12 protein-coding genes and 1 riboswitch are annotated in these 20,456 nt (G+C 39.7%); of the genes, 5 read left to right on the top strand and 7 right to left on the bottom strand.

Annotated features, from left to right (window positions below):
- Positions 1-293: 293 nt before the first annotated feature.
- Together O0931_RS04185 and O0931_RS04180 are read right to left on the bottom strand one after the other, a co-directional pair.
- Positions 294-1,727 carry a SusD/RagB family nutrient-binding outer membrane lipoprotein gene (locus O0931_RS04185; protein ID WP_269414292.1) on the bottom strand — a complete coding sequence of 478 codons (1,434 nt, stop codon included), beginning with the start codon at positions 1,725-1,727 and terminating at the stop codon, positions 294-296.
- Positions 1,728-1,737: 10 nt separating this feature from the next.
- Positions 1,738-4,905, bottom strand: a complete 3,168-nt coding sequence (locus O0931_RS04180) for a SusC/RagA family TonB-linked outer membrane protein (RefSeq protein WP_269414291.1) — start codon at positions 4,903-4,905, stop codon at positions 1,738-1,740.
- 323 nt (positions 4,906-5,228) lie between these two features.
- A riboswitch (SAM riboswitch) is annotated at positions 5,229-5,336 on the bottom strand.
- Positions 5,337-5,476: 140 nt separating this feature from the next.
- Between O0931_RS04180 and O0931_RS04175 the strand changes: the two genes are divergently transcribed.
- Complete coding sequence (locus O0931_RS04175; RefSeq protein WP_269414290.1) at positions 5,477-6,754, top strand: peroxiredoxin family protein; 1,278 nt, start codon at positions 5,477-5,479, stop codon at positions 6,752-6,754.
- A gap of 727 nt (positions 6,755-7,481) precedes the next feature.
- Here O0931_RS04175 and O0931_RS04170 read toward each other — a convergent pair.
- From O0931_RS04170 to rhaT, 5 genes are all read right to left on the bottom strand, one after another.
- On the bottom strand, positions 7,482-8,630 hold the full coding sequence (locus O0931_RS04170; protein ID WP_269414289.1) for an alpha-hydroxy acid oxidase: 1,149 nt from the start codon (positions 8,628-8,630) through the stop codon (positions 7,482-7,484).
- 13 nt (positions 8,631-8,643) lie between these two features.
- Positions 8,644-10,029: an FGGY-family carbohydrate kinase gene (locus tag O0931_RS04165; protein WP_269414288.1), complete on the bottom strand. Its 1,386-nt coding sequence runs from the start codon at positions 10,027-10,029 to the stop codon at positions 8,644-8,646.
- Between the two features lie 19 nt (positions 10,030-10,048).
- On the bottom strand, positions 10,049-11,332 hold the full coding sequence (locus O0931_RS04160; protein WP_269414287.1) for a sugar isomerase: 1,284 nt from the start codon (positions 11,330-11,332) through the stop codon (positions 10,049-10,051).
- Between the two features lie 299 nt (positions 11,333-11,631).
- Entirely contained in the window at positions 11,632-13,752 is a 2,121-nt protein-coding gene (locus tag O0931_RS04155) for a bifunctional aldolase/short-chain dehydrogenase (RefSeq protein WP_269414286.1), read from the bottom strand.
- A 27-nt stretch (positions 13,753-13,779) separates the two neighbouring features.
- Positions 13,780-14,871: an L-rhamnose/proton symporter RhaT gene (gene rhaT, locus O0931_RS04150; RefSeq protein ID WP_269414285.1), complete on the bottom strand. Its 1,092-nt coding sequence runs from the start codon at positions 14,869-14,871 to the stop codon at positions 13,780-13,782.
- Positions 14,872-14,989: 118 nt separating this feature from the next.
- On the opposite strand from rhaT, the gene O0931_RS04145 reads away from it, so the two are divergent.
- The 4 genes from O0931_RS04145 to araA all read left to right on the top strand — a co-directional run bounded on the left by O0931_RS04145 (position 14,990) and on the right by araA (position 20,443).
- On the top strand, positions 14,990-16,021 hold the full coding sequence (locus O0931_RS04145) for a GntR family transcriptional regulator (RefSeq protein WP_269414284.1): 1,032 nt from the start codon (positions 14,990-14,992) through the stop codon (positions 16,019-16,021).
- Between the two features lie 444 nt (positions 16,022-16,465).
- The gene (locus O0931_RS04140; protein WP_269414283.1) at positions 16,466-18,163 is read left to right on the top strand and encodes a ribulokinase; all 1,698 of its coding nucleotides are present in this window, start codon (positions 16,466-16,468) and stop codon (positions 18,161-18,163) included.
- Positions 18,160-18,861: an L-ribulose-5-phosphate 4-epimerase gene (locus O0931_RS04135; protein ID WP_269414282.1), complete on the top strand. Its 702-nt coding sequence runs from the start codon at positions 18,160-18,162 to the stop codon at positions 18,859-18,861. Before O0931_RS04140 ends, O0931_RS04135 begins: the two co-directional genes overlap by 4 nt.
- A 91-nt stretch (positions 18,862-18,952) precedes the next feature.
- The gene (araA, locus tag O0931_RS04130) at positions 18,953-20,443 is read left to right on the top strand and encodes an L-arabinose isomerase (RefSeq protein ID WP_269414281.1); all 1,491 of its coding nucleotides are present in this window, start codon (positions 18,953-18,955) and stop codon (positions 20,441-20,443) included.
- Positions 20,444-20,456 lie beyond the last annotated feature (13 nt).

The raw sequence follows: 20,456 nt of genomic DNA, 5'->3' as shown, positions 1-20,456 counted from the left end.
ATCAAATAATTCTTCTTCATAAGTCGTCTTTGCTTTCAAGCCGTCTTTCCCGCGAAGGCGGGAATCTTAATGCATAATACCTGAAGATAAAAACCCATCGCTTTAAGATTCCCTGTCGAGCAGGGAATGACGACTTATGGAGACTTTACTAGTTGAGCAATCAAATTAATTCTTCTTCATAAGTCGTCTTTGCTTTCAAGCCGTCTTTCCCGCGAAGGCTGGAATCCTAATGCGCAATACGGATTAAACCCGTCGATTTAGGATCTCTGCCAAGCAAGGGAACGACGAACGCCCTAAAAAGCATCGAACCAAAGTTTCGTGGTTAATAAATCTGCACCCTGACTGGCAACCGCATTTTTATAGCTTATGCCATTTAAGGATTGTTCCGTACCCGGATAAATAAACCGAACCGGAATCTGTCCGTTTAAAACCGTATTTACCGAAGCAGTTAACTGTGGATAATCTAACCTTCTTCGCTCTGCCCAGGCCTCCAAACCCTGACCGAAAAGCGCTATCCACTTTTGCTCACCGATTGATTTTTTATAGTTTGCAGCATCATATTGTACCGATGCCTGCGCAGCATACGTAGCCGCCGCCGCATCAGAAATATTATATTGTTTTAGCGATGCTTTGATGGCTTGCTGGTATAAATCGGCTGCATTTTCAGTTGTAAATCCTCTTGCAGCTGCTTCTGCCCTATCAAAAAGTAATTCTGAATAGCTAAAAATTACAGCCGGTGCTTGTGGCAATAAAAAGTATGCCCCGGGTTTTGATGTTTTCGCAAAGCCTAAAATACTGGCTTCTGAATTTGTTAAGCCGTTCGGAACGCCAATATATTCTTCCGGCGTAGCCGTTTGTGTTTTACTTGCATAAACCGGCAACCTTGGGTCGTTAAGTGCAAACAGTTTATCTACAATCGTTTTGCTGATGCGATAATCATCCCGGGTTTCGAACAATGCACTCACCGGATTTTGTTGCGGCGACGTTAAGTAATTTAATTGTGCATTATCTGTGTTGTCGCTGATAAATAAATCGCCATCCGCTTTGATTTCATCTAATACAGATTTTGCCTTTGCCGCTTCCTTATCTGCTATTCTTAAGGCAATGCGAAGTCTTAACGAATTGGCAAATTTCTTCCATCTCACAATATTCCCGCTGTAAATTACGTCGCCTGCGATTGCTTTTCCGGAAGGATCCAAAGTATTTTTAGCAGTTTTTAAATCATCCAACAAGCCGAAATAAACAGCCTTTTGTTTATCGTAGGCCGGTGTGATATAATCGTTAATTTTTCCCGCTTGCGAATAAGGAATATCGCCATACGCATCTGTTAACAATAAAAACACCCATGACCGCAAAACCAGTGCAACACCTTTATAATTTGGGTTTGACTGCGCATTTCCCAGTTCGATTATTTTATTAAACGCTGTAATGCTTTGCGAATAACCGGTAGACCAAAGCGATGTAAAACTACTGTTCGAAAAGATAAAGCGATCTTCTTCAGTATATTGTATTTTAGACCAATGCTGAACAAATAACAAACTAGAATTCATGGTATTTGCGGTGCTCCAGTAAGCATCAGCCGTATTTTTTATTGCACCTGTCAGCAAATAATCGGGCTGGGCATTTTCTGTTGCATTCGGATTGATATTTACTTCATCCAACTCCTTACCGCATGAAGAGAGCGCGAAAGCAAAAACTGCAAGTATATATAATTTATAATTTTTCATTTTTTGAAGATTAAAATTTAATGTTAAGGTTAAGACCATAGCTGCGTGTGGTTGGATTTGAGAGACTTTCTAGACCTTGTCCGTTGCCTGTATTAAACGCAACTTCAGGGTCAATATCTTCAACATTTCTATGGATAATCCAAAGGTTCCGGCCAACTAGTGAAACCGAAACACCTTGCAGATTTAAAGGCTTCAGCCATTTTGAAGGCAGGTTATAACTCAATTTTACCTCACGAAGTTTTACATAAGAAGCGTCGAAAATATTGGCCTCATCAATCGTTCTGAATGATTTGTAGTACTGCTGAGCCGGTAATATTTTTTCATTTTTCTTACCATCAGCGGTTACGCCATCAAAAATTATCCCATCATCGTAAACCGTTACGCCAGCGGGTGCAGTTCCATTAACCCTAACCGTTCCGTTTGCCTTAACATTTCCCGGATAATAGTATGAAATTCCACCATATTCGGCCGCTCTTCCCGGTAAGGTTGATGCCAGCACACCCGTGTATGTTCCTGTTGCATATGTACCGTTGTAGATTGAACCACCGAAACTTGCATCAACCAAAACGCCTAAACTAATGCCCTTATAGCTGAAAGTGTTGTAAACGCCGCCAATCCAGTCAGGTGTATATTTCCCCAAAACTTTTTTAGTCGGGTCGGTTTGTGGCGCACCGGTCGCATTTACAACAATACTTCCGTTTGCATCTCTTAAATAGGCATTGCCATAAAGTGTTCCGTAAGGTTGTCCGACAGCAGCGATAACCTGCGCGGAGTTTGATGCAATTACATAATTCTGTAATAAACCGGCAGCATCCAATTCCACAACTTTGCTCCTGTTTACCGCATAGTTTACATCAATGTCCCAGGTAAATTGCTTTTTAACAGGCGTTAACCCCAATTGAACCTCGATACCTTTGTTATTAATTTTTCCCGCATTTAAAAGTTTTGAACGGAAACCTGTAGAAGGACTAACATCAACACTCAAAATCTGGTCGTAACTGTTGGTATTGTATAAACTTAAATCTAAACGTACCCTTTTGTTAAGAAAAACCGCTTCTGCACCCAATTCTGATGAAGTTGTTGTTTCGGGTTTTAGGTTTGGGTTTGAATCTGTAGCAGATGTGGTTAATTGCGGACTTGAGCCATAAGGCGCACCAAAAACATAAGTATTTGCCAGGCGGTAAGGATCGGCATCTTTACCAACCTTCGACCAGCCGCCACGGATTTTTGCATAATCAAGAAATGTCCCCTTAATATCAAAGGCTTCCGTAAGCACTAAACTTCCGTTAAATGAAGGATAGAAATAAGACCGGTTTTGCGATGGCAGGGTTGACGACCAGTCGTTACGGGCTGTAACATTGGCAAAAAGGTAATTCCTGAACCCAACCTGTGCAGATGCATAAACACTATAAGATTTAAGTTTACTATAGTTATTAGATGAAATTAGCGGGTCTCTTGAATTACTTAGCGAGTATAAACCTGCAACCGCTAATCTTGGCGCACTTTGGTCGTTTTGTTCAATGTAACGGGAACGGATATTGCTTCCCAATAAACCTTCAATACTGAAATCAGCGCTCAATTGCTTATTTAAATTTAATGTTGCATCCGTATTGTTTTCATTTACGGTAAAAGCGCTTTCGGCATAAGAGCCAAATGGCGTTCCGTTGGTGCCATAGGCTATTCTGATTTTCCGTCTGTCGTTATAATAATCTGTTCCCGATCGGAAATTGAATTCCAGTCCATCGATAATTTTATAGTTTAAACCAAGGCTTCCGATTAACCGGTTACGATTTTGTGAAACCGTATTTTCGTAAGCCACCCAATACGGATTGCTGTAGTAGCTGTTGTTCCAGTTGAAGGTATTGCCGTTCTCATCTAAATAATTTTTCAACTGGTTGATATCGACCTGTCGGCCAAACCAGGTAAACTGCAACATGGTACTTGTTGACCTCGAGCCGCCTGTTCCCGGTAAATTATCGGAAGAAAGTTTGCTGTAATTTGCGTTTGCCGTGATGCTTAGTTTCGGCGTCAATTTTAATGTTGTGTTCAGCGAGAAATTATTTTTTCCCTGACCTGAATTTGGAATAACACCAACCTGCTTCAGGTTATTGTAAGATAAACGGTAATCAAATTTCTCTGAAGCATCTGCTATCGCGATGCCATTATTTAAAGCATAGCCGGTTTCAAAAAAGTCACGCACATTATCAGGATGTGCAATGAAAGGAACCGCAACACCTTTCGAATAAAATTGGGGTATTAACTGACCATTGAGTTTCGGACCCCAGCTTTCATCAACACCATCGTTAATACCGCCGCCTTTTCCATCAACATAGCTGAATTTACCTTCCGAACCTTGCCCGAATGCGTTTTGATAAACCGGCAGTGTCGCTATCGTTTCAATTACAGCATTTGAATTAAGTGTAATGCCAACACCTTTTTTCGATTTTCCGGTTTTAGTTTTAATCAGAATAACACCGGCGGCTGCCCTGGAACCATAAAGTGCTGCAGCATTTGGTCCTTTCAGCACACTTATCGATTCAATGTTATCGGCATTAATATCTGAAATGGCATTTGCATAATCTCTGGCACCTCCCGAATTTAATTGGGAATTATCAACCGGAACACCATCCACGACAAATAAAGGTTGGTTATTGCCTGAGATAGAAGTTTCCCCTCGAATAACCACCCGGGATGAACCCATATCGCCCTGACTGTTTGTGACCCGAACGCCCGCAACTTTCCCGGCTAATGCATTCACCAGGTTCGATTCTTTCGCTTCAGCTAAATCCTGGCCTTTTAATTCCTGAACCGCATAACCTAATGATTTTTTCTGTCTTGAAATACCAAGTGCGGTTACCACAACTTCATCCAGTGCATTTTCGCTTGCCTGCAAAGTTATGGTTAGCGCGCCCGCACTTTTATTAACCAGAATTTCCTGGCTTTGAAAACCAACATAAGAGAATACTAATGTGTTTTTATCGGAAGCATTGACGGAAAAAGCACCTTTTGCATCGGTAGCAACAACTTGTTTGGTTTCTTTTACCAAAACGGATACACCCGGAATACTCTCACCATCAGCCGACCTGACCGTTCCGGTAACGATTGAATTTTGAGCCGATAACTTTTGTGTTAGAAGAAGCAAAAGTATAATAACCGGCAATTTGAGTTTTTTGAACATAAATTTTAATTAATGATTAGTTAAAAGGATAATAATCAGGCATAGCAATTCCATGGTGGTTGAAAACCGCCTTTTCAGCAATAGAAAATTTAAGATTTGGATGCCCTTAGGAGCCTGTTAAAAGATTAAGCTTTAACAGGGATTACACATTCGGAAATAACCGATTGAGTATAGGAAAATAAAATTGTTTTGATTTTGCTCGTCTGTTTTTTTCATTTGAATGATTTTTGAATTAAAAACAACTTATCAGAAAAGCTCGAAAAGGAAGAGCAGCCGTAAATCAGATTGCTCCATATATTAATCATGGGATAACGCATTCAACTGACTTAACTACCCGACATTCCAGCCGGATGGAATTAGCACCAATTCCATTCTCATAGATGGTTGCTAAGGCTTCAAAGGGCCATTCCCTCCACCTTTCTTGATAAGTAATTTTAAAATAACTGGCGCAAAGATATAACAATTTATATTTACTCTATAGTTTTTGTAGATTTTTATTTAAATATTTTTTCTTTGGAGAATACATCGGTATATTTGTCGACCAATTTAGTAGATTAAATTATCCCCCCCAATGAATAAAAAACCATTATATATAGCCGTAGCAATAGCTGCGATAAATTCTCCACTCGCCTATTCACAAACAAGTTTAGCTTCGGCAGGAACAAAAGTTCCTGAAAAAGGTAAGTTAAAACACACAACTTTTACAGCCGAAGGCAACTGGAGAGGCATATTTAAAATTAGAGAAGGCCTGGAGATACCTTTTAACTTTGAAATTGTTGATAAAGCGGGTGTTAAAAAATTATACTTCCGCAATGCCGAAGAAAGCTTTGAAGGCGGGCCGGTTAAACAAACTGCCGATTCGATTTTCGTTAAGTTGGATCAGTTTGATAATGAATTGGCTTTAGGTATTAATGATAACACACTTAATGGGAGTTTAAGAAAACAAAACGGTTCAGGGAAAGCAATTCAAATTTCAGCTGAAAAGAAAAATTATCGATTCGAACCGAATGGAAAAGCGGCTGGTGCAGATTATTCCGGCAGTTATGATGTCGTTTTTAAATCACCCGATGGCAAAGAAGAAAAAACGGTTGGCTTGTTTAAGCAAAAAGGAAATAAACTTACCGGAACTTTTTTACGCGTAACAGGCGATTCCCGTTACCTTGAAGGGGTTGTAGAAGGAAACGAATTCCAACTGTCGAGTTTTATTGGTTCTTCACCATCTTACTACAAAGGAACATTTAACCAGGACGGAACTTTAACTGGTGAAATTTTAGGTGCAAGGGGTTCGCAACCTTTCACCGGTGTTAAGAACAAAGATGCCGCCCTACCTGATGCCTATAAACTTACTTATCTAAAAGATGGATATAAAACCCTCGATTTTTCTTTCCCTGATGTAAATGGTAAGAAAATTTCCTTAAAGGACGAGAAGTATAAAAATAAGGTTGTGGTACTAACCATTACCGGAAGCTGGTGCCCGAACTGTATGGATGAAGCCGGTTTTATTGCACCCTGGTATAAAGAAAATAAGAAACGCGGTGTCGAGGTAATTGCTTTGCATTACGAAAGACAAACAGATGCTGAATATGTTAAAAAAGCATTAACTAATTTCAAAAATCGCTTTGGGATTGAATACGACCAGGTAATTGCCGGTAAAGCCGATAAACAAGCCGTTGCTGAATCCCTGCCGGCGCTGAATTCATTTTTATCGTTCCCAACCACAATAATTATTGATAAAACAGGAAATGTTGCGCAGATACACACGGGCTATAACGGCCCTGCAACAGCTAAATATTACGATGAATTTGTAAAAGAGTTTAATGCGGAAATAGATAGCTTGCTGACGAAATAGTTAGTTTATGGTCTGTGTCTGCAGAAATAGCATTACGATTCAATCGTATAACAATTCTATTAAGGCTGGTCCCACGCAGGCAGGATCCTTGTCCATGGTCTGTGTCTCCGCAGACCATAAGTTTTGATGCATTATTCCCGGTCTGTGAGGACACAAACCGGAAAAAAAGATTTCTCGGCTGCGCTCGAAATGACGACGCTGTGAGTAAGTGTAAATACAGCTTGCGCTCGTTTCTAACGAGTGCAGAAATAGCATTACGATTCAATCGTATAACAATTCTATTAATGCTGGTTCCACGCAAGCGGAATCTCGTCCATGGCCTGTGTCTCCGCAGACCATAAGTTTTGATGCATTATTCCCGGTCTATGAGGACACAAACCGGGAAACAAAGATTTCTCGGCTGCGCTCGAAATGACGACGTTGTGAGTAAGTGTACATGCAACTTGCGCTCGTTTCTAACGAGTGCAGAAATAACATTACGATTCAATCGTATAACATTTCCATTAATGCTGACCTCACGCAGGCGGGAATCTTGTCATGATCTGTGTCTCCACAGACCATAAGTTTTGATGCATTATTACCGGTCTGTGAGGACACAAACCGGGAAACAAAGATTTATCGGCTGCGCGCGAAATGACGACGCTGTGAGTAAGTGCAGGCGGAAATCTTAATGCCTAATGCGGGCAATTTACCGCTTAAGATTCCCAATTAAATTGGGCATAACGACTTACGTAGACAAATGCTTCGGTAAATCCTCTACCCTTTCGCAGCCAACCTGGTCCATAACTTGTTTAAGTTGAGTTTTGAGCATACCGATAGTGTGATTGCCACCCGCATTGCCCAAGGCACCAACACCATACATAAATGTTCTGCCTAAAAACGTAAAATCAGCACCGGCAGCAATACTACGGGCTACATCAGGACCAGAGCGTAAGCCACTGTCCATCATTACAGTTAATTTATCTTTGAATTTCGGGGCAATCTGAATTAGGGGTTTAATAGAAGATTGACCGGCATCTAATTGTCTTCCACCGTGGTTAGAAACGATAATACCATCCAAACCTAACTGAACAGCCATTTGCGCATCTTCTTCAGTTGCAACCCCTTTTAAAACCAGCTTACCTTTCCATTTATCGCGAATTGAAGAAATCCTTTCAGCATTTAATCTACCTGAAAAAGTTTTATTCATGTACAATCCAAGCTGTTTCATGTTTAATCCTTTTGGCATGTAAGGTTTCATGGTTTCAAAAGCCGGTTGTCCGTGGAAAAGTGTTCTCAAGGCCCATTCCGGTCTGCCACAAATTTGAAGCATATTTCTTACCGACATTTTTGGCGGCATGGCCAAACCATTACGGATATCTCTCGGACGAAAACCAAAACTCGGCACATCACAAAGAATGACAAGTACCTTACATCCTGAGGCTTCTGCACGGTTGATGATATCATCTGTGATTTGGCTTTCTGCCGGATGATACAATTGATACCAGGCATTTCCTTCCGTAATTTCCATAATCCTTTCAATAGATGAAGTGCTTACCGTACTCAAAACGAAAGGAACATTATGTTCAAAAGCTGCTTTAGCTAAAATTTCAGGAGCATTCGGCCAGATTAATCCTTGTAAACCAACCGGGGCAATTCCAAAGGGTGCATCATAAGTATGTCCAAAAAGTTGTGTTTTTAATGATACTTCCTTAAAATTTCTGATGTAAAAAGGCAGTAATTCTAAATCTCTGATGTCGGCGGTATTACGAAAAAGATTAACGTCTTCATTACACCCCCCATCAAGATATTCAAAAGCGAAACGGGGCATTTTGGATTTTGCCTTATTCCGTAAATCATCTACCGAAGGGTAATCCGTATTATATTTCCAGCTCATTTTTATTAATGTATTAAAATTGGGTACTACGTTGAATAGCAGAATAATATTTTAATTGAATCATATCAGTTGGCGCCGCATTTTCATTCCATGCATCATTAATTGCGAGTGCCGTTCCAATTGCGGTTGCCTGAGATACAGATGAAGCATAAACTTCAATATCAGGAATTGCTGTAGCAAGTAAATGCATATAAATTGCATTTTTACCGAAGCCCCCATCAACAAAAATTCTTTTAACACCCTGATTTAAGATTAATTTCAGCGAATATACCTGTTGCTTAACTAAATCAAAAATTAACTGGTGATAAGCTTCCTCTGCATTTTTGAAAAGACTTAAATCTCTGTCAGGAAATGCAGAATTTGCCAAAAATTCAGTTTGCAGCAGCGCATTTTCCGGGATTTTATTCGCGAGGTTCAGAATCATCCCCGGGTTAAATTTCAGGTGTTTAAAAATATAAGCTGCCCTATCGAAATGATCAGCAATACGCTTTAACTGAATTTCATGTTCATAACCTGCAAAAATCCTGGATGCTTTAACGGCTTTTCCTTTGTAATGCATGTAGCAAAGGCAATCTTGTTTAAGCTCTTTTTCGGTTAATGTTTCCTGGTTAAAGGGGTTTAAACTGATGCACCAGGTTCCGGTAGAAAGCAATACAAATGGAACCGAAAAATTGGCCAGGTAAGGGATTAAGGCGGCTGAACTGTCGTGCAGGCCTACACCAACTTTTACATGATGCGATTGAAAGTTCGTTTCCAGGCTTGAATCGGCAGGTGTAAATTTGCCAAATTTTTTATCCAGTTCTTCTTTCAAAACCCAGCTGTGGTATTCATTTTTCTCAAAATTCCACAACTGTGTATGACAACCAATACTGGTGATATCTGCGACTGGTTTACCGGTAATCAGGTAACTTAAATATTGAGGCAAATGCAAAGCATACTTAACCTTGGCAAATATTTCGGGTTTTTCCTTTTTTAACCGGTAAAGCTGCATCCCCGAATTTAAACTTCCTAAAACGGGTGAAGCCGTTTCTAAAGAAATTTTCTCTTCACCGCCATAGGTTTCATAGAATTCTTTTTTTAGCGCTTCAGGATATTCTTTCAGGTAATTATAAAGTGGTGTAAGCGGATTACCTTTTTCATCCAGGTAAACGAAACTGGCACCATAAGTTGAAAAGTTAATGGCTTTAATATCGTATTCCCTTAACTGTAACACTTGATTTAAAGAATCGTAAACCGAAGAACGCAAACTTTCGAGATTCTCACAAGGCTCACCATCTTCATCTTTTGTTTCTACAAAACGAGCCGAACGCTCATAAACGATGTTATAATGTTCATCAATCAGAAACAATTTTTTATTTGTTTTACCTACATCAAATATCGCGACAACGGTTTTTGGCATTTTTTATCCCCTCTTTAAATTATAAACCTGTAGCAACGGTTCCTAAGCCCCTGTCTTTTACTAAATTCTGGCGAACGCTAAGTTCACGGTATAAATTAATCGGCGATAAAGCCGCATTTGCCCTTAACCGGGCTTCAGCAACTAAAGCTCTTAAATCACTGCGGAAGGTATTTTGTAAAATCTCCTGTGCCTTCGCCACATCATTATTGTCTTGAGCAGCATTTAAAGCTTTTCTATCCACTAATAATGCTTGCGCGTAAGCAATCATAATGGCTTCAACAGATTGTAATAAATCTTCTAACGGATCTTTTACGTTATGTGAAGCATCTATCATCCAGCCTAAATCTTTAGCATGATTCATTCCCTTTGCATCCACTCCTTCAACCAATTCGTTAAAAATTAAGAAAAGTTGATAAGGTTTTATGCTTCCGGCGGTTAAATCATCATCACCGTATTTAGAATCGTTAAAGTGGAAACCACCTAGTTTGCCTTCCATTAAAAGTAGCGACACAATTTGTTCGATATTCGCATTCGGCAAATGGTGACCTAAATCGACCAATGTATATGCTTTTTTGCCAAGTTTAGACGCATAAAGAAGCGATTGCCCCCAATCGCCCACCGTGGTTGAATAGAAATTTGGCTCGAAGGCTTTATACTCAACAAACATTTTCCAGTCTTCTGGCAATGCAGCATAAATTTCATGCAAACTCTCTAAAGTATTTTCAAATGCTTTACGGAAGTTCAGCTGACCGGGAAAGCAAGAACCATCGGCAAGCCAAACCGTTAATGCGTCAGAACCTAACGCAATACCATGTTTTATAACTTCAATATTATGTTCGATTGCCTGCTTGCGGATAGCTTTATTTACATTTTGTAAAGAGCCAAACTTATAACTATGTGCGGCACCTGCCTGGTCTTGAAAAGTATTCGAGTTCATGGCATCGAATTTCAGACCATAACCAGCGGCAAGGCTTTTTAAAGCCCCGGCATTTTGTGGAATATCCCATGGAATATGCAAAGAAATAGCACCGCTCGCACCATTTAATGCATGAAGTAAGCCTACATCTTCAATTTTTTCTTCAATGGTTCGTGGCTCGCCACCCGTAATTGCAAAACGGCCGAAACGTGTTCCACCGGTACCCAATGCCCAGCTCGGAATTGCGATTTGAAAATCAACAAGTTTTTGGATTACATTTTCTAAATCAATATGCGACCATTCTTCCTTTAAAAAGCTGATTTTACGCTGATGCGAAGTTAACAGGGCGTCGTTATGTTTTTCTATTTGGTTCTGCTCAATATTCATGGGTCTGTTCTATTAACAGCTTGTATAAACAAACTGAGGTTAGGTAATATTTTATTCTTGTTGTGAATGCGCCACTTTGCTTTAAAAGTTATTTCGGCCTGCGATGAGCTGCAGGCCTTTTCGAAACAACTTACTAAAACTAATTTTTAACATTATTCAGGAAATTTTCAGTCCTAATTCATTTAGCTTCACAATATTTATTTTGTATCGGCCTGTGAGGACACAAACCGGGCTAATATTTCAATTATTTTCTTTTGTCTTATATCCATGGACTGTATCCTCACAAACCAAGGCTATTGTTATCTCACAAATGCCATAGCAACGCCACCATCAACGTTTAAAACGTTTCCGGTCGATTTCTGCAGTAAGCCGCCAACGAATGCGAAACATGCATTTGCAATATCATCAGGTAAAATAATTTGATTTAACAAAGTCCGCTTTGCGTAATATGCCGGCAATTCAGCAACGGTAATGCCGTATGCCTTAGCCCGGCCCTCTGCCCAGCCACCAGCCCAGATGTTGCTATCGCTGATTACCGCATCGGGATTTACGACGTTAACACGGATGTTATCGGTACCTAATTCCGCAGCATTTAACCTGCTTAAATGCAATTGAGCGGCCTTTGCACTTCCATAACCGGCATTATTTGGCCCGCTAACCAGGGCATTCTTACTTACAATATTAATGATATCGCCGCCAATATTTTGCTTTTGCATGGTATTTGTTGCTGCCTGTGTGATAAAAAACTGGCCTTTAACTAAAACATCATACAATAAATCCCAATCTTTCTCGGTATGGTCGCCAATTGTTTTCGAAATGGACAAACCTGCGTTGTTAACTACAATATCAATACCACCGAAAGCCAATGCAGCCGAATCGAAAGCAGCATTGATATCTTCCTGACTGGTCACATTTAAAATTGCCATGCTGTAAGAATCTTTACCGAACTGGGCTGCGAATTCTTGTCCGGCAGCTGTTAAACGTTCCGCATTCATGTCGTTTAAAATCACTACACCGCCTTCCGCAACAAATTTTTTCGCTATTGCTTTACCAATTCCACCGGCACTACCTGTAATTAAAGCAATTTTGCCGGTTAGTGGTTTTGGTTTTGGCATGCGTTGCAATTTTGCTTCTTCCAACAACCAGTATTCAATATTAAAAGCTTCCTGATGCGGCAACGAAGTATATTCTGAAATGGCTTCAGCTCCTTTCATCACATTAATGGCGTTGATGTAGAATTCTGCAGCTACCCTTGCCGTTTGTTTATCTTTCGAAAAGGTAAACATCCCGATTCCGGGATATAAAATCACTACCGGGTTGGTATCGCGTATTGCCGGACTATTCGGATGTTTACAAGTTTCATAATAATCGGTGTACATTGCCCGGTATGCCTCGAAAGAAGGCTCTAAAGTTTCCTTTAAAGCTTTTGTATCTGATAAGTCTGCATCTGCCGCAAGTGTTAAAACCAGCGGACTGATTTTAGTTCTCAAAAAGTGGTCAGGGCAACTGGTACCCATCGGTGCCAGGCGATTTAAATCATTTGAGTTAATGAATTCCAAAACACGCACATCATCTGTAAAATGACCAATCATGTGTTGTTTTGAAGAACATAATCCACGTAAAACGGGTGCTAATGTTGCAGCTTGTTTCTTGCGTTTATCCGCTTCGGCACTTTCTATTTTTTGTCCGCCGAAAACCGGAGCTTTTTTACCATAGTTCTGTGCTAAATAATCAGAACAGATTTCAATAACATCTAAAGTATTGATGTAACTTTCGTAAGCCGTATTGCCCCAGGTAAATAAACCGTGAGAACCCAACATAATTCCACGAATTCCCGGATTTTCATCTAAACATTTTTTCAAAGTTAAACCTAACTCAAAACCAGGTTTTTTCCATTCCACCCAGCCGATTGTTCCGCCGAATAATTCTTCGGTTATTTTTTTCCCGTCTTTTGCTGCCGCAATTGCTATCGCCGCATCAGGATGCAAATGGTCGATATGCGCAAAAGGTAAAAATCCGTGTAAAGGCGTATCAATTGAAGGTGCTTTCGAACTTAAATCAAAAATACAGTGGTTAAACAGTTCAACCATTTCATCTTCATGTTCTACACCACGATAAATATTTTTCAGGCGTCGCAACCTATCTACATAAAGCGCAGCCAAGCCGCTTTTCTTTAATGTACCCAAATCGCCACCCGAACCTTTAACCCACATTACTTCAGTTTCTGAACCTGTAAGCGGATCTTTTTCTAATAATTTACACGACGTATTGCCACCGCCATAATTGGTTAAACGCAAATCGGCACCCAATAAATTAGAGCGGTAGATTAACAATGCTACTTCATCTCCGGCTAATTTTGCAGCCTCTTCTTCATCCCATAAGTAACTTACGTACTTATAATTTGTTTCTTTAACAGACATCTATATTGATATTTTACTTTTTAAAATTTATTTAATTGAATTACCATATCCCACAATTAATACGGAAGCAATGATGGTGAGGATACCGACTAAAACTGTGGTTAAGGTTTTTTTCGAAACGCCTTTCCATTCTTTTAAAACCAAGCCCCAAACATTCGCTATTAAAATGATGAAGGCCATGTGCAAAATCCACGAACTGGCACCATTGCCCATTTTGCTTTCGCCCATTCCGTAGAAGAAAAATTGAAGAAACCATGTGGTACCTGCCAGTGCAGAAAAAATGTAGTTTTTTAATAATGGAGTACTTGCTTTGGTATAATCGCCAAAAGTTTTATTCCTGGCATTTAAAACCATACACCAGATAAAATTTGTGGTTAAACCACCCCAGAGCACAATGATATAAGTTACATTATTCTGAAAAAGAAAATTTCCGTTTTCTGAAGGATTAGTGGCTTTCCATATTGCATTTGCAGCATCGGCCATTGGTTTTCCGGCTTCGATGCCGAAGTTGAAGCAGGCACTTAAAACGCCGGAAACAATCCCTACAAATAAGCCTAAACCAAATTTAAATTCAGTTTTAACTTCCATTCCATGAGGGTCGGTTACATCTGCTTTTATCTCTTTTTCTTTCATAGTACCTGCTTTACCACAGATAATAATTCCTAAAACACAGACTAAAAGTCCAAGCAATACCATTCTTCCCCAATCAGTTGTAATAAACATGGTAAAAGTATCCTTGCCTGCTTGCGGAAAGAAATCGAAATAAATAGATGGTAAAATCGACCCTAATACCATACATAAGCCAAGGATAATGCTACTGCCGAGCGAAACGCCCAAATAACGAACGCCTAAACCATAAGTTAAACCGCCGATACCCCAGAGAACACCAAAAAAATAGGTTAATAATAATATGCTGCCACTCGTACCTGCAATAATATCTGTAAAGTTTGGAACGGTTAAGAATGCAGCTAAAGGCGGTACAATTAACCAGGAAAAGATACCACCAACAATCCAATAGCTTTCCCAGGCCCAGCCTTTAACTTTTTTATAAGGAATGTAGAAGCTCCCGGAGGCAAACCCGCCGATAAAATGAAAAATTACGCCTAAAATTGCTTGCATAGTATTGGTTTTATATTTGGTTTTCGAATGTAGAAATTGAAATAAACTTAACTGTTATGTACTGTCATGCTAATAAGAAATGTGATTTGTTATATTTGGAAAAAATAAATCCACCGTTTTGAAATCCGAAGATTTAATCAGCCATATTATTATAGATGAATATTCTGCTACACCTAAATATAAGCAGTTAGTTAATACGATTTTATATGCGATTGAAACCGGAAAAATTCAAAATGGAAATATGCTGCCTTCTATAAACGAATTGAGTTTCGTTTTAGAAATATCGAGAGATACTGCAGAAAAAGGTTACCGCCGGTTAAGAAAACTTGGTGTTATCGAATCCATTCCGGGCAAAGGTTATTTTGTAATTAACACCGATTTTTCAAGGAAACTTAAAATTTGTCTGCTATTTAATAAGTTAAGTACACATAAAAAAATTATATACGATTCCTTTACGAAAGCCATTGGCGAACAGGCTGCAATTGACTTATACATCTACAACAACGATTTTTCTCTTTTTAAAAGCCTGCTGAATAATAAAAAAGATGGTTACACACACTATGTAATTATTCCTCATTTTAATGAAGGCGATGAAAAAGCGCAGGACATTATAAATGCCATTCCAAGAGAAAAATTAATTATTCTCGACAAATTACTTCCCGGAATTACCGGTGAATATGCAGCTGTTTATGAGAATTTTGCACAGGACATTTACAATGCACTTGAACAGGCATTAACACCACTTTCCAAATACAATACTTTAAAAATTATCTTCCCCAAAAATACCTATTTCCCGAAAGAGATTTTGGATGGCTTTTACAGATTTTGCCAGCAATATGCTTTTAATCATAAAGTTGTAGATAATATAATCATTGAAGAGATTGGCAAAGGTGAAGTTTACATCAGTTTAATGGAAGATGATTTGGTTACACTGATTGAAAGATTACTTGCCCTGGAAATGGAAGTTGGTAAAGATGTTGGCGTAATCTCTTATAATGAGATACCTCTGAAACGAATTATTTTAAACGGCATTACAACCATTTCTACTGATTTTGCCATGCTGGGTACGGAAACTGCAAATTGTATTTTAAATAACATCAGGAAGAAAATACATGTTCCTTTTTATTTGAATTTAAGGAAGTCGCTTTAAAAAGGTTTCTCACTGATGCAAATGAAATCATTTAACCTAATTCCCCGCAGATTTATGCTGATTTTATCCGCAGATTTTCGGGGATTTTCACACCCATAGTTCAAAATTTTATTCATTGTTATTTTTATTCGCGTAAATCTGCCCTCCTTATCTGCGGAAATAATATAAAACAACATAATAAACTCCTGTAAAACTATATCCGTATCATATATCTATCTGCGTAAATCTGCGCTCCTTATCTGCGAAAATCTGCGGGAAAATATAACACAACATAATAACCTTCTACGAAACTATATCCGCATCCTGTATTTATCCGCGTAAATCTGCGAAAAAACAACTCAAACACGCTACACAAATCAATGTTGAAATTTATAACAATCAAAAACACAACAAAAATTTTTTAATTCAAATAAATAAACGTTAATTAGACATTTATTTATTGTTATGAGCACAGCAAACTATGTAATTGGCGTGGATTACGGGACAGATTCTGTCCGCTCCGTTTTGGTCGATACCGCAAACGGAAAGGAAATTGCCTCTTCTGTTTTTCTTTACCCACGATGGCAAAAAGGCCAATATTGTAAACCTTCTCTCAATCAATTCAGGCAACACCCCTTAGATTATATTGAGGGATTAACCCATACCATTAAAGATTGTATTGCAAAAGCGGGAGGCGAATCTGCTTCTTTTGTAAGGGGAATTTCTATCGATACCACAGGTTCCAGCCCGGTGGCCGTTGACGAAACCGGTACACCATTAGCCTTAAAACCTGAATTTGCTGAAAATCCAAATGCAATGTTTGTATTGTGGAAAGACCACACCGCTGTAAAAGAAGCGGCAGAAATTAACAATCACGCCACAAAATTTCCGGTTAACTATTTAAAATATGTTGGTGGAATTTATTCTTCTGAATGGTTCTGGTCTAAATTGCTTCATATTTTAAGGGTTGATGCGCAGGTAAGAAAAAGCACCGTTTCGTGGGTGGAACATTGCGACTGGATTCCATTTTTACTAAGTGGGAAAACCGATGTAAAAGAAATGAAGCGTAGCCGTTGTGCTGCCGGTCATAAAGCACTTTGGGCCGAAGAATTTGATGGATTGCCTCCGGCAGAATTTTTCGAAAGTTTAGACCCTTTGTTGAAAGGTTATCGTGAAAAGCTATTCAAAGACACCTATACTTCGGATATTTCGGCAGGAAATTTAAGCGCCGAATGGGCCGATAAATTAGGCTTAAGCACAGCTGTAATTGTAGGCGTTGGTGCTTTTGATGCACACATGGGCGCCGTTGGCGGACAAATCGAGCCTTACTACTTAAGTAAAGTTATGGGAACCAGTACCTGCGATATTCTGGTAGCGCCAAATAAAGATATGGAAGGCAAGCTGGTCAATGGCATCTGCGGACAAGTAAACGGTTCGGTTATCCCAGGCATGGCTGGCTTGGAAGCCGGTCAGTCTGCCTTTGGCGATGCCTACGCCTGGTTTAAAAACCTGATTAGCTGGCCAATTAATAATTTATTAGCTGAATCAACCCTGATTGATGCGCATACCGTCCAGGCTTTAAAAGAAGAACTTGAACATAAAATTATTGCAAATTTAAGCAAACAAGCTTCAGAATTACCGGATGAAGATTACCCGGAATTAGCATTAGACTGGCTGAACGGCAGAAGAACACCAGACGCCAACCAGGAGTTAAAAGGCGCCATCACCGGACTTAGTCTGGGCACGGATGCACCAAGATTTTTCAGGGCTTTGGCAGCCGCAACCTGTTTTGGGGCGAAAGCAATTGTAGATAGATTTAAAGAACAAGGCGTACCGGTAAAAGGAATTATTGGTATTGGCGGCGTGGCAAAAAAATCATCATACATTATGCAAATGATGGCCGATGTTTTGGAAATGCCAATCCGCATTCATCGTTTTGAGCATACCTGTGCTTTGGGTGCGGCCATGTTCGCCGCGGTTGCAGCAGGCATTTATCCGGATATCGAAACCGCAATGAAAGCAATGGGAACCGGATTTGAGAAAGAGTATCAGCCGCAGCTCAAAAACAGAAAAATTTATCGCCAGCATTACCAACAGTATTTAGGCTTGGGCCGATATATTGAGAAATACAATAAAAAAGACGTAAAACCATACCTATCATGAGCAATTATCAGGATATAAAAGAGCAGGCTTATGCAGCCAACATGCAATTACCAAAATTGGGTTTGGTGCTTTTTACTTTCGGAAATGTAAGTGCTGCTGATAGACATAAAGGCGTATTTGCCATAAAACCAAGTGGTGTTCCTTACGAGGATTTATCTGCTGACAAAATGGTAATCGTGGATTTTGACGGAAATACCGTTGAAGGAAATTTACGCCCATCCTCTGACACCAAAACGCATGCAGTACTTTACAAACATTGGGAAGCTATAGGAGGCATCGTACACACCCATTCTACTTACGGAACAGCATGGGCACAGGCACAAAGAGCAATTCCGATTTTTGGTACTACCCATGGCGACCATTTAACAGTTGATATTCCCTGCGCTCCGCCAATGGATGACGAGATGATTAAAGGAAATTATGAGTATGAAACCGGCTTCCAGATTATGAATCATTTTGAGCGTTTGGGTTTAAGCCATAAAGAAGTAGAGATGATTTTGGTAGGCAACCACGCACCTTTCACCTGGGGAAAAACGGCTGAAAAGGCTGTTTACAATAGTGCGGTTTTAGAGGCAGTTGCCCAAATGGCCATACTAACCGAACAAATTAATGCAAATGCGCCAAGGTTAAAAGATTCTTTAATAAAGAAACATTATGAGCGTAAACACGGTGCTGATGCTTATTATGGGCAAGAATAAGTACTTATACAGTCTTTGAGCACACAGACTATTGCGCAAGCTATTTTCAGTTAACCAATTAATACAATTAAGCGATTAAACAAAATATATAATGATTGATTTAAAAAAATTACAAGTTTGGTTCATTACAGGAACGCAGGATTTATACGGAGAAGAAACACTAAAACAAGTTGCAATACATGCAGAAGAAGTTGCAAAGTCGTTAAATAACAATTCAAAAATTTCGGTTTCGGTGGTTTACAAACCTATTGTAAAAAATACTGATGAAATTTTCGAAACCTTACAAGATGCAAACACCGATGAGAATTGTATCGGCGTGGTAACCTGGATGCACACCTTCTCCCCTGCTAAAATGTGGATTAGAGGTTTAAATGTTTTGCAAAAACCATTGTTGCATCTACACACCCAATTCAACCGCGATATTCCATGGAATACCATAGATATGGACTTTATGAACCTGAACCAGAGTGCGCATGGCGACAGAGAGTTTGGCTTTATGGTAACCCGTATGCGTAAAGACAGAAAAGTCGTTGTGGGCCATTGGGAAGATGAAGAAGTTGCTTCGCAGATAGATACCTGGTGCCGGGCTGCAGCCGGATGGCACGATTGGCAAGGCGCTAAATTTGCCCGTTTTGGCGATAACATGCGTTATGTTGCCGTTACGGATGGCGATAAAGTAGAGGCAGAAATGAAATTCGGTTTCTCGGTAAATACTTACGGTATAGGCGATTTGGTTGCGATAATTAACGCTGTAGATGAAGATGCTGTTCAAAATTTATTGAAGGAATACGAGGAAACGTATGAAATGGCTGATGATTTAAAAGCCGGTGGCGCCAGACATTCTTCAGTTTATGATGCGGCGAAAATCGAATTAGGTTTGAGGAAGTTTTTAGAAGATGGTAATTTCAAAGGTTTTTCTGATACGTTTGAAGATTTGCATGGCATGATTCAGCTTCCGGGCATCGCAGCGCAACGTTTAATGGCCGATGGCTATGGTTTCGCAGGTGAAGGCGACTGGAAAACTGCAGCTTTGGTACGCGCCTGTAAGGTTATGGGTTCGGGTTTAGCCGGTGGAAATGCTTTTATGGAAGATTACACTTACCATTTCGATCCCGCAAATTCTATGGTTTTAGGCTCGCACATGCTCGAAGTTGATGCTTCATTAGCAAAAGGAAAGGCAAGCCTGGAAGTTCATCCGTTAGGAATTGGCGGCAAGGCAGATCCTGCCCGTTTGGTTTTTAATGTTGCCGGTGGCGACGCTTTAAATGCTTCTTTAATCGATATGGGCAATCGTTTCCGCTTATTGGTTAACGAAGTTAAAGCCGTTGAGGCGGAACACGACTTACCGAATCTTCCGGTTGCAAGGGTACTTTGGAAACCCCTTCCGGATATGAAAACGGGTTGTGCAGCGTGGATTTACGCGGGTGGCGCGCATCATACGGCTTACAGTCAGAATTTAACAACCGAACACCTGTCTGATTTTGCAAATATCGCAGGCATCGAGTATATTAACATCGGCGCTGAAACCAAAATAAACCAGTTTAGAAACGAGCTTCATTGGAATGAAGTTTTTTATAAATAACAACCAAATAAAA

Source organism: Pedobacter rhodius, assembly GCF_027213645.1.
Classification (GTDB): domain Bacteria; phylum Bacteroidota; class Bacteroidia; order Sphingobacteriales; family Sphingobacteriaceae; genus Pedobacter; species Pedobacter rhodius.
This window is presented reverse-complemented; position numbering and strand designations above follow the sequence as displayed.

Coding starts and splice junctions, on each gene's coding strand:
- O0931_RS04140 (WP_269414283.1), top strand. CDS start 16,466: ATGAGCACAGCAAACTATGTAATTGGCGTGGATTACGGGACAGATTCT.
- O0931_RS04175 (WP_269414290.1), top strand. CDS start 5,477: ATGAATAAAAAACCATTATATATAGCCGTAGCAATAGCTGCGATAAAT.
- rhaT (WP_269414285.1), bottom strand. CDS start 14,871: ATGCAAGCAATTTTAGGCGTAATTTTTCATTTTATCGGCGGGTTTGCC.
- O0931_RS04135 (WP_269414282.1), top strand. CDS start 18,160: ATGAGCAATTATCAGGATATAAAAGAGCAGGCTTATGCAGCCAACATG.
- O0931_RS04170 (WP_269414289.1), bottom strand. CDS start 8,630: ATGAGCTGGAAATATAATACGGATTACCCTTCGGTAGATGATTTACGG.
- araA (WP_269414281.1), top strand. CDS start 18,953: ATGATTGATTTAAAAAAATTACAAGTTTGGTTCATTACAGGAACGCAG.
- O0931_RS04165 (WP_269414288.1), bottom strand. CDS start 10,029: ATGCCAAAAACCGTTGTCGCGATATTTGATGTAGGTAAAACAAATAAA.
- O0931_RS04185 (WP_269414292.1), bottom strand. CDS start 1,727: ATGAAAAATTATAAATTATATATACTTGCAGTTTTTGCTTTCGCGCTC.
- O0931_RS04160 (WP_269414287.1), bottom strand. CDS start 11,332: ATGAATATTGAGCAGAACCAAATAGAAAAACATAACGACGCCCTGTTA.
- O0931_RS04155 (WP_269414286.1), bottom strand. CDS start 13,752: ATGTCTGTTAAAGAAACAAATTATAAGTACGTAAGTTACTTATGGGAT.
- O0931_RS04180 (WP_269414291.1), bottom strand. CDS start 4,905: ATGTTCAAAAAACTCAAATTGCCGGTTATTATACTTTTGCTTCTTCTA.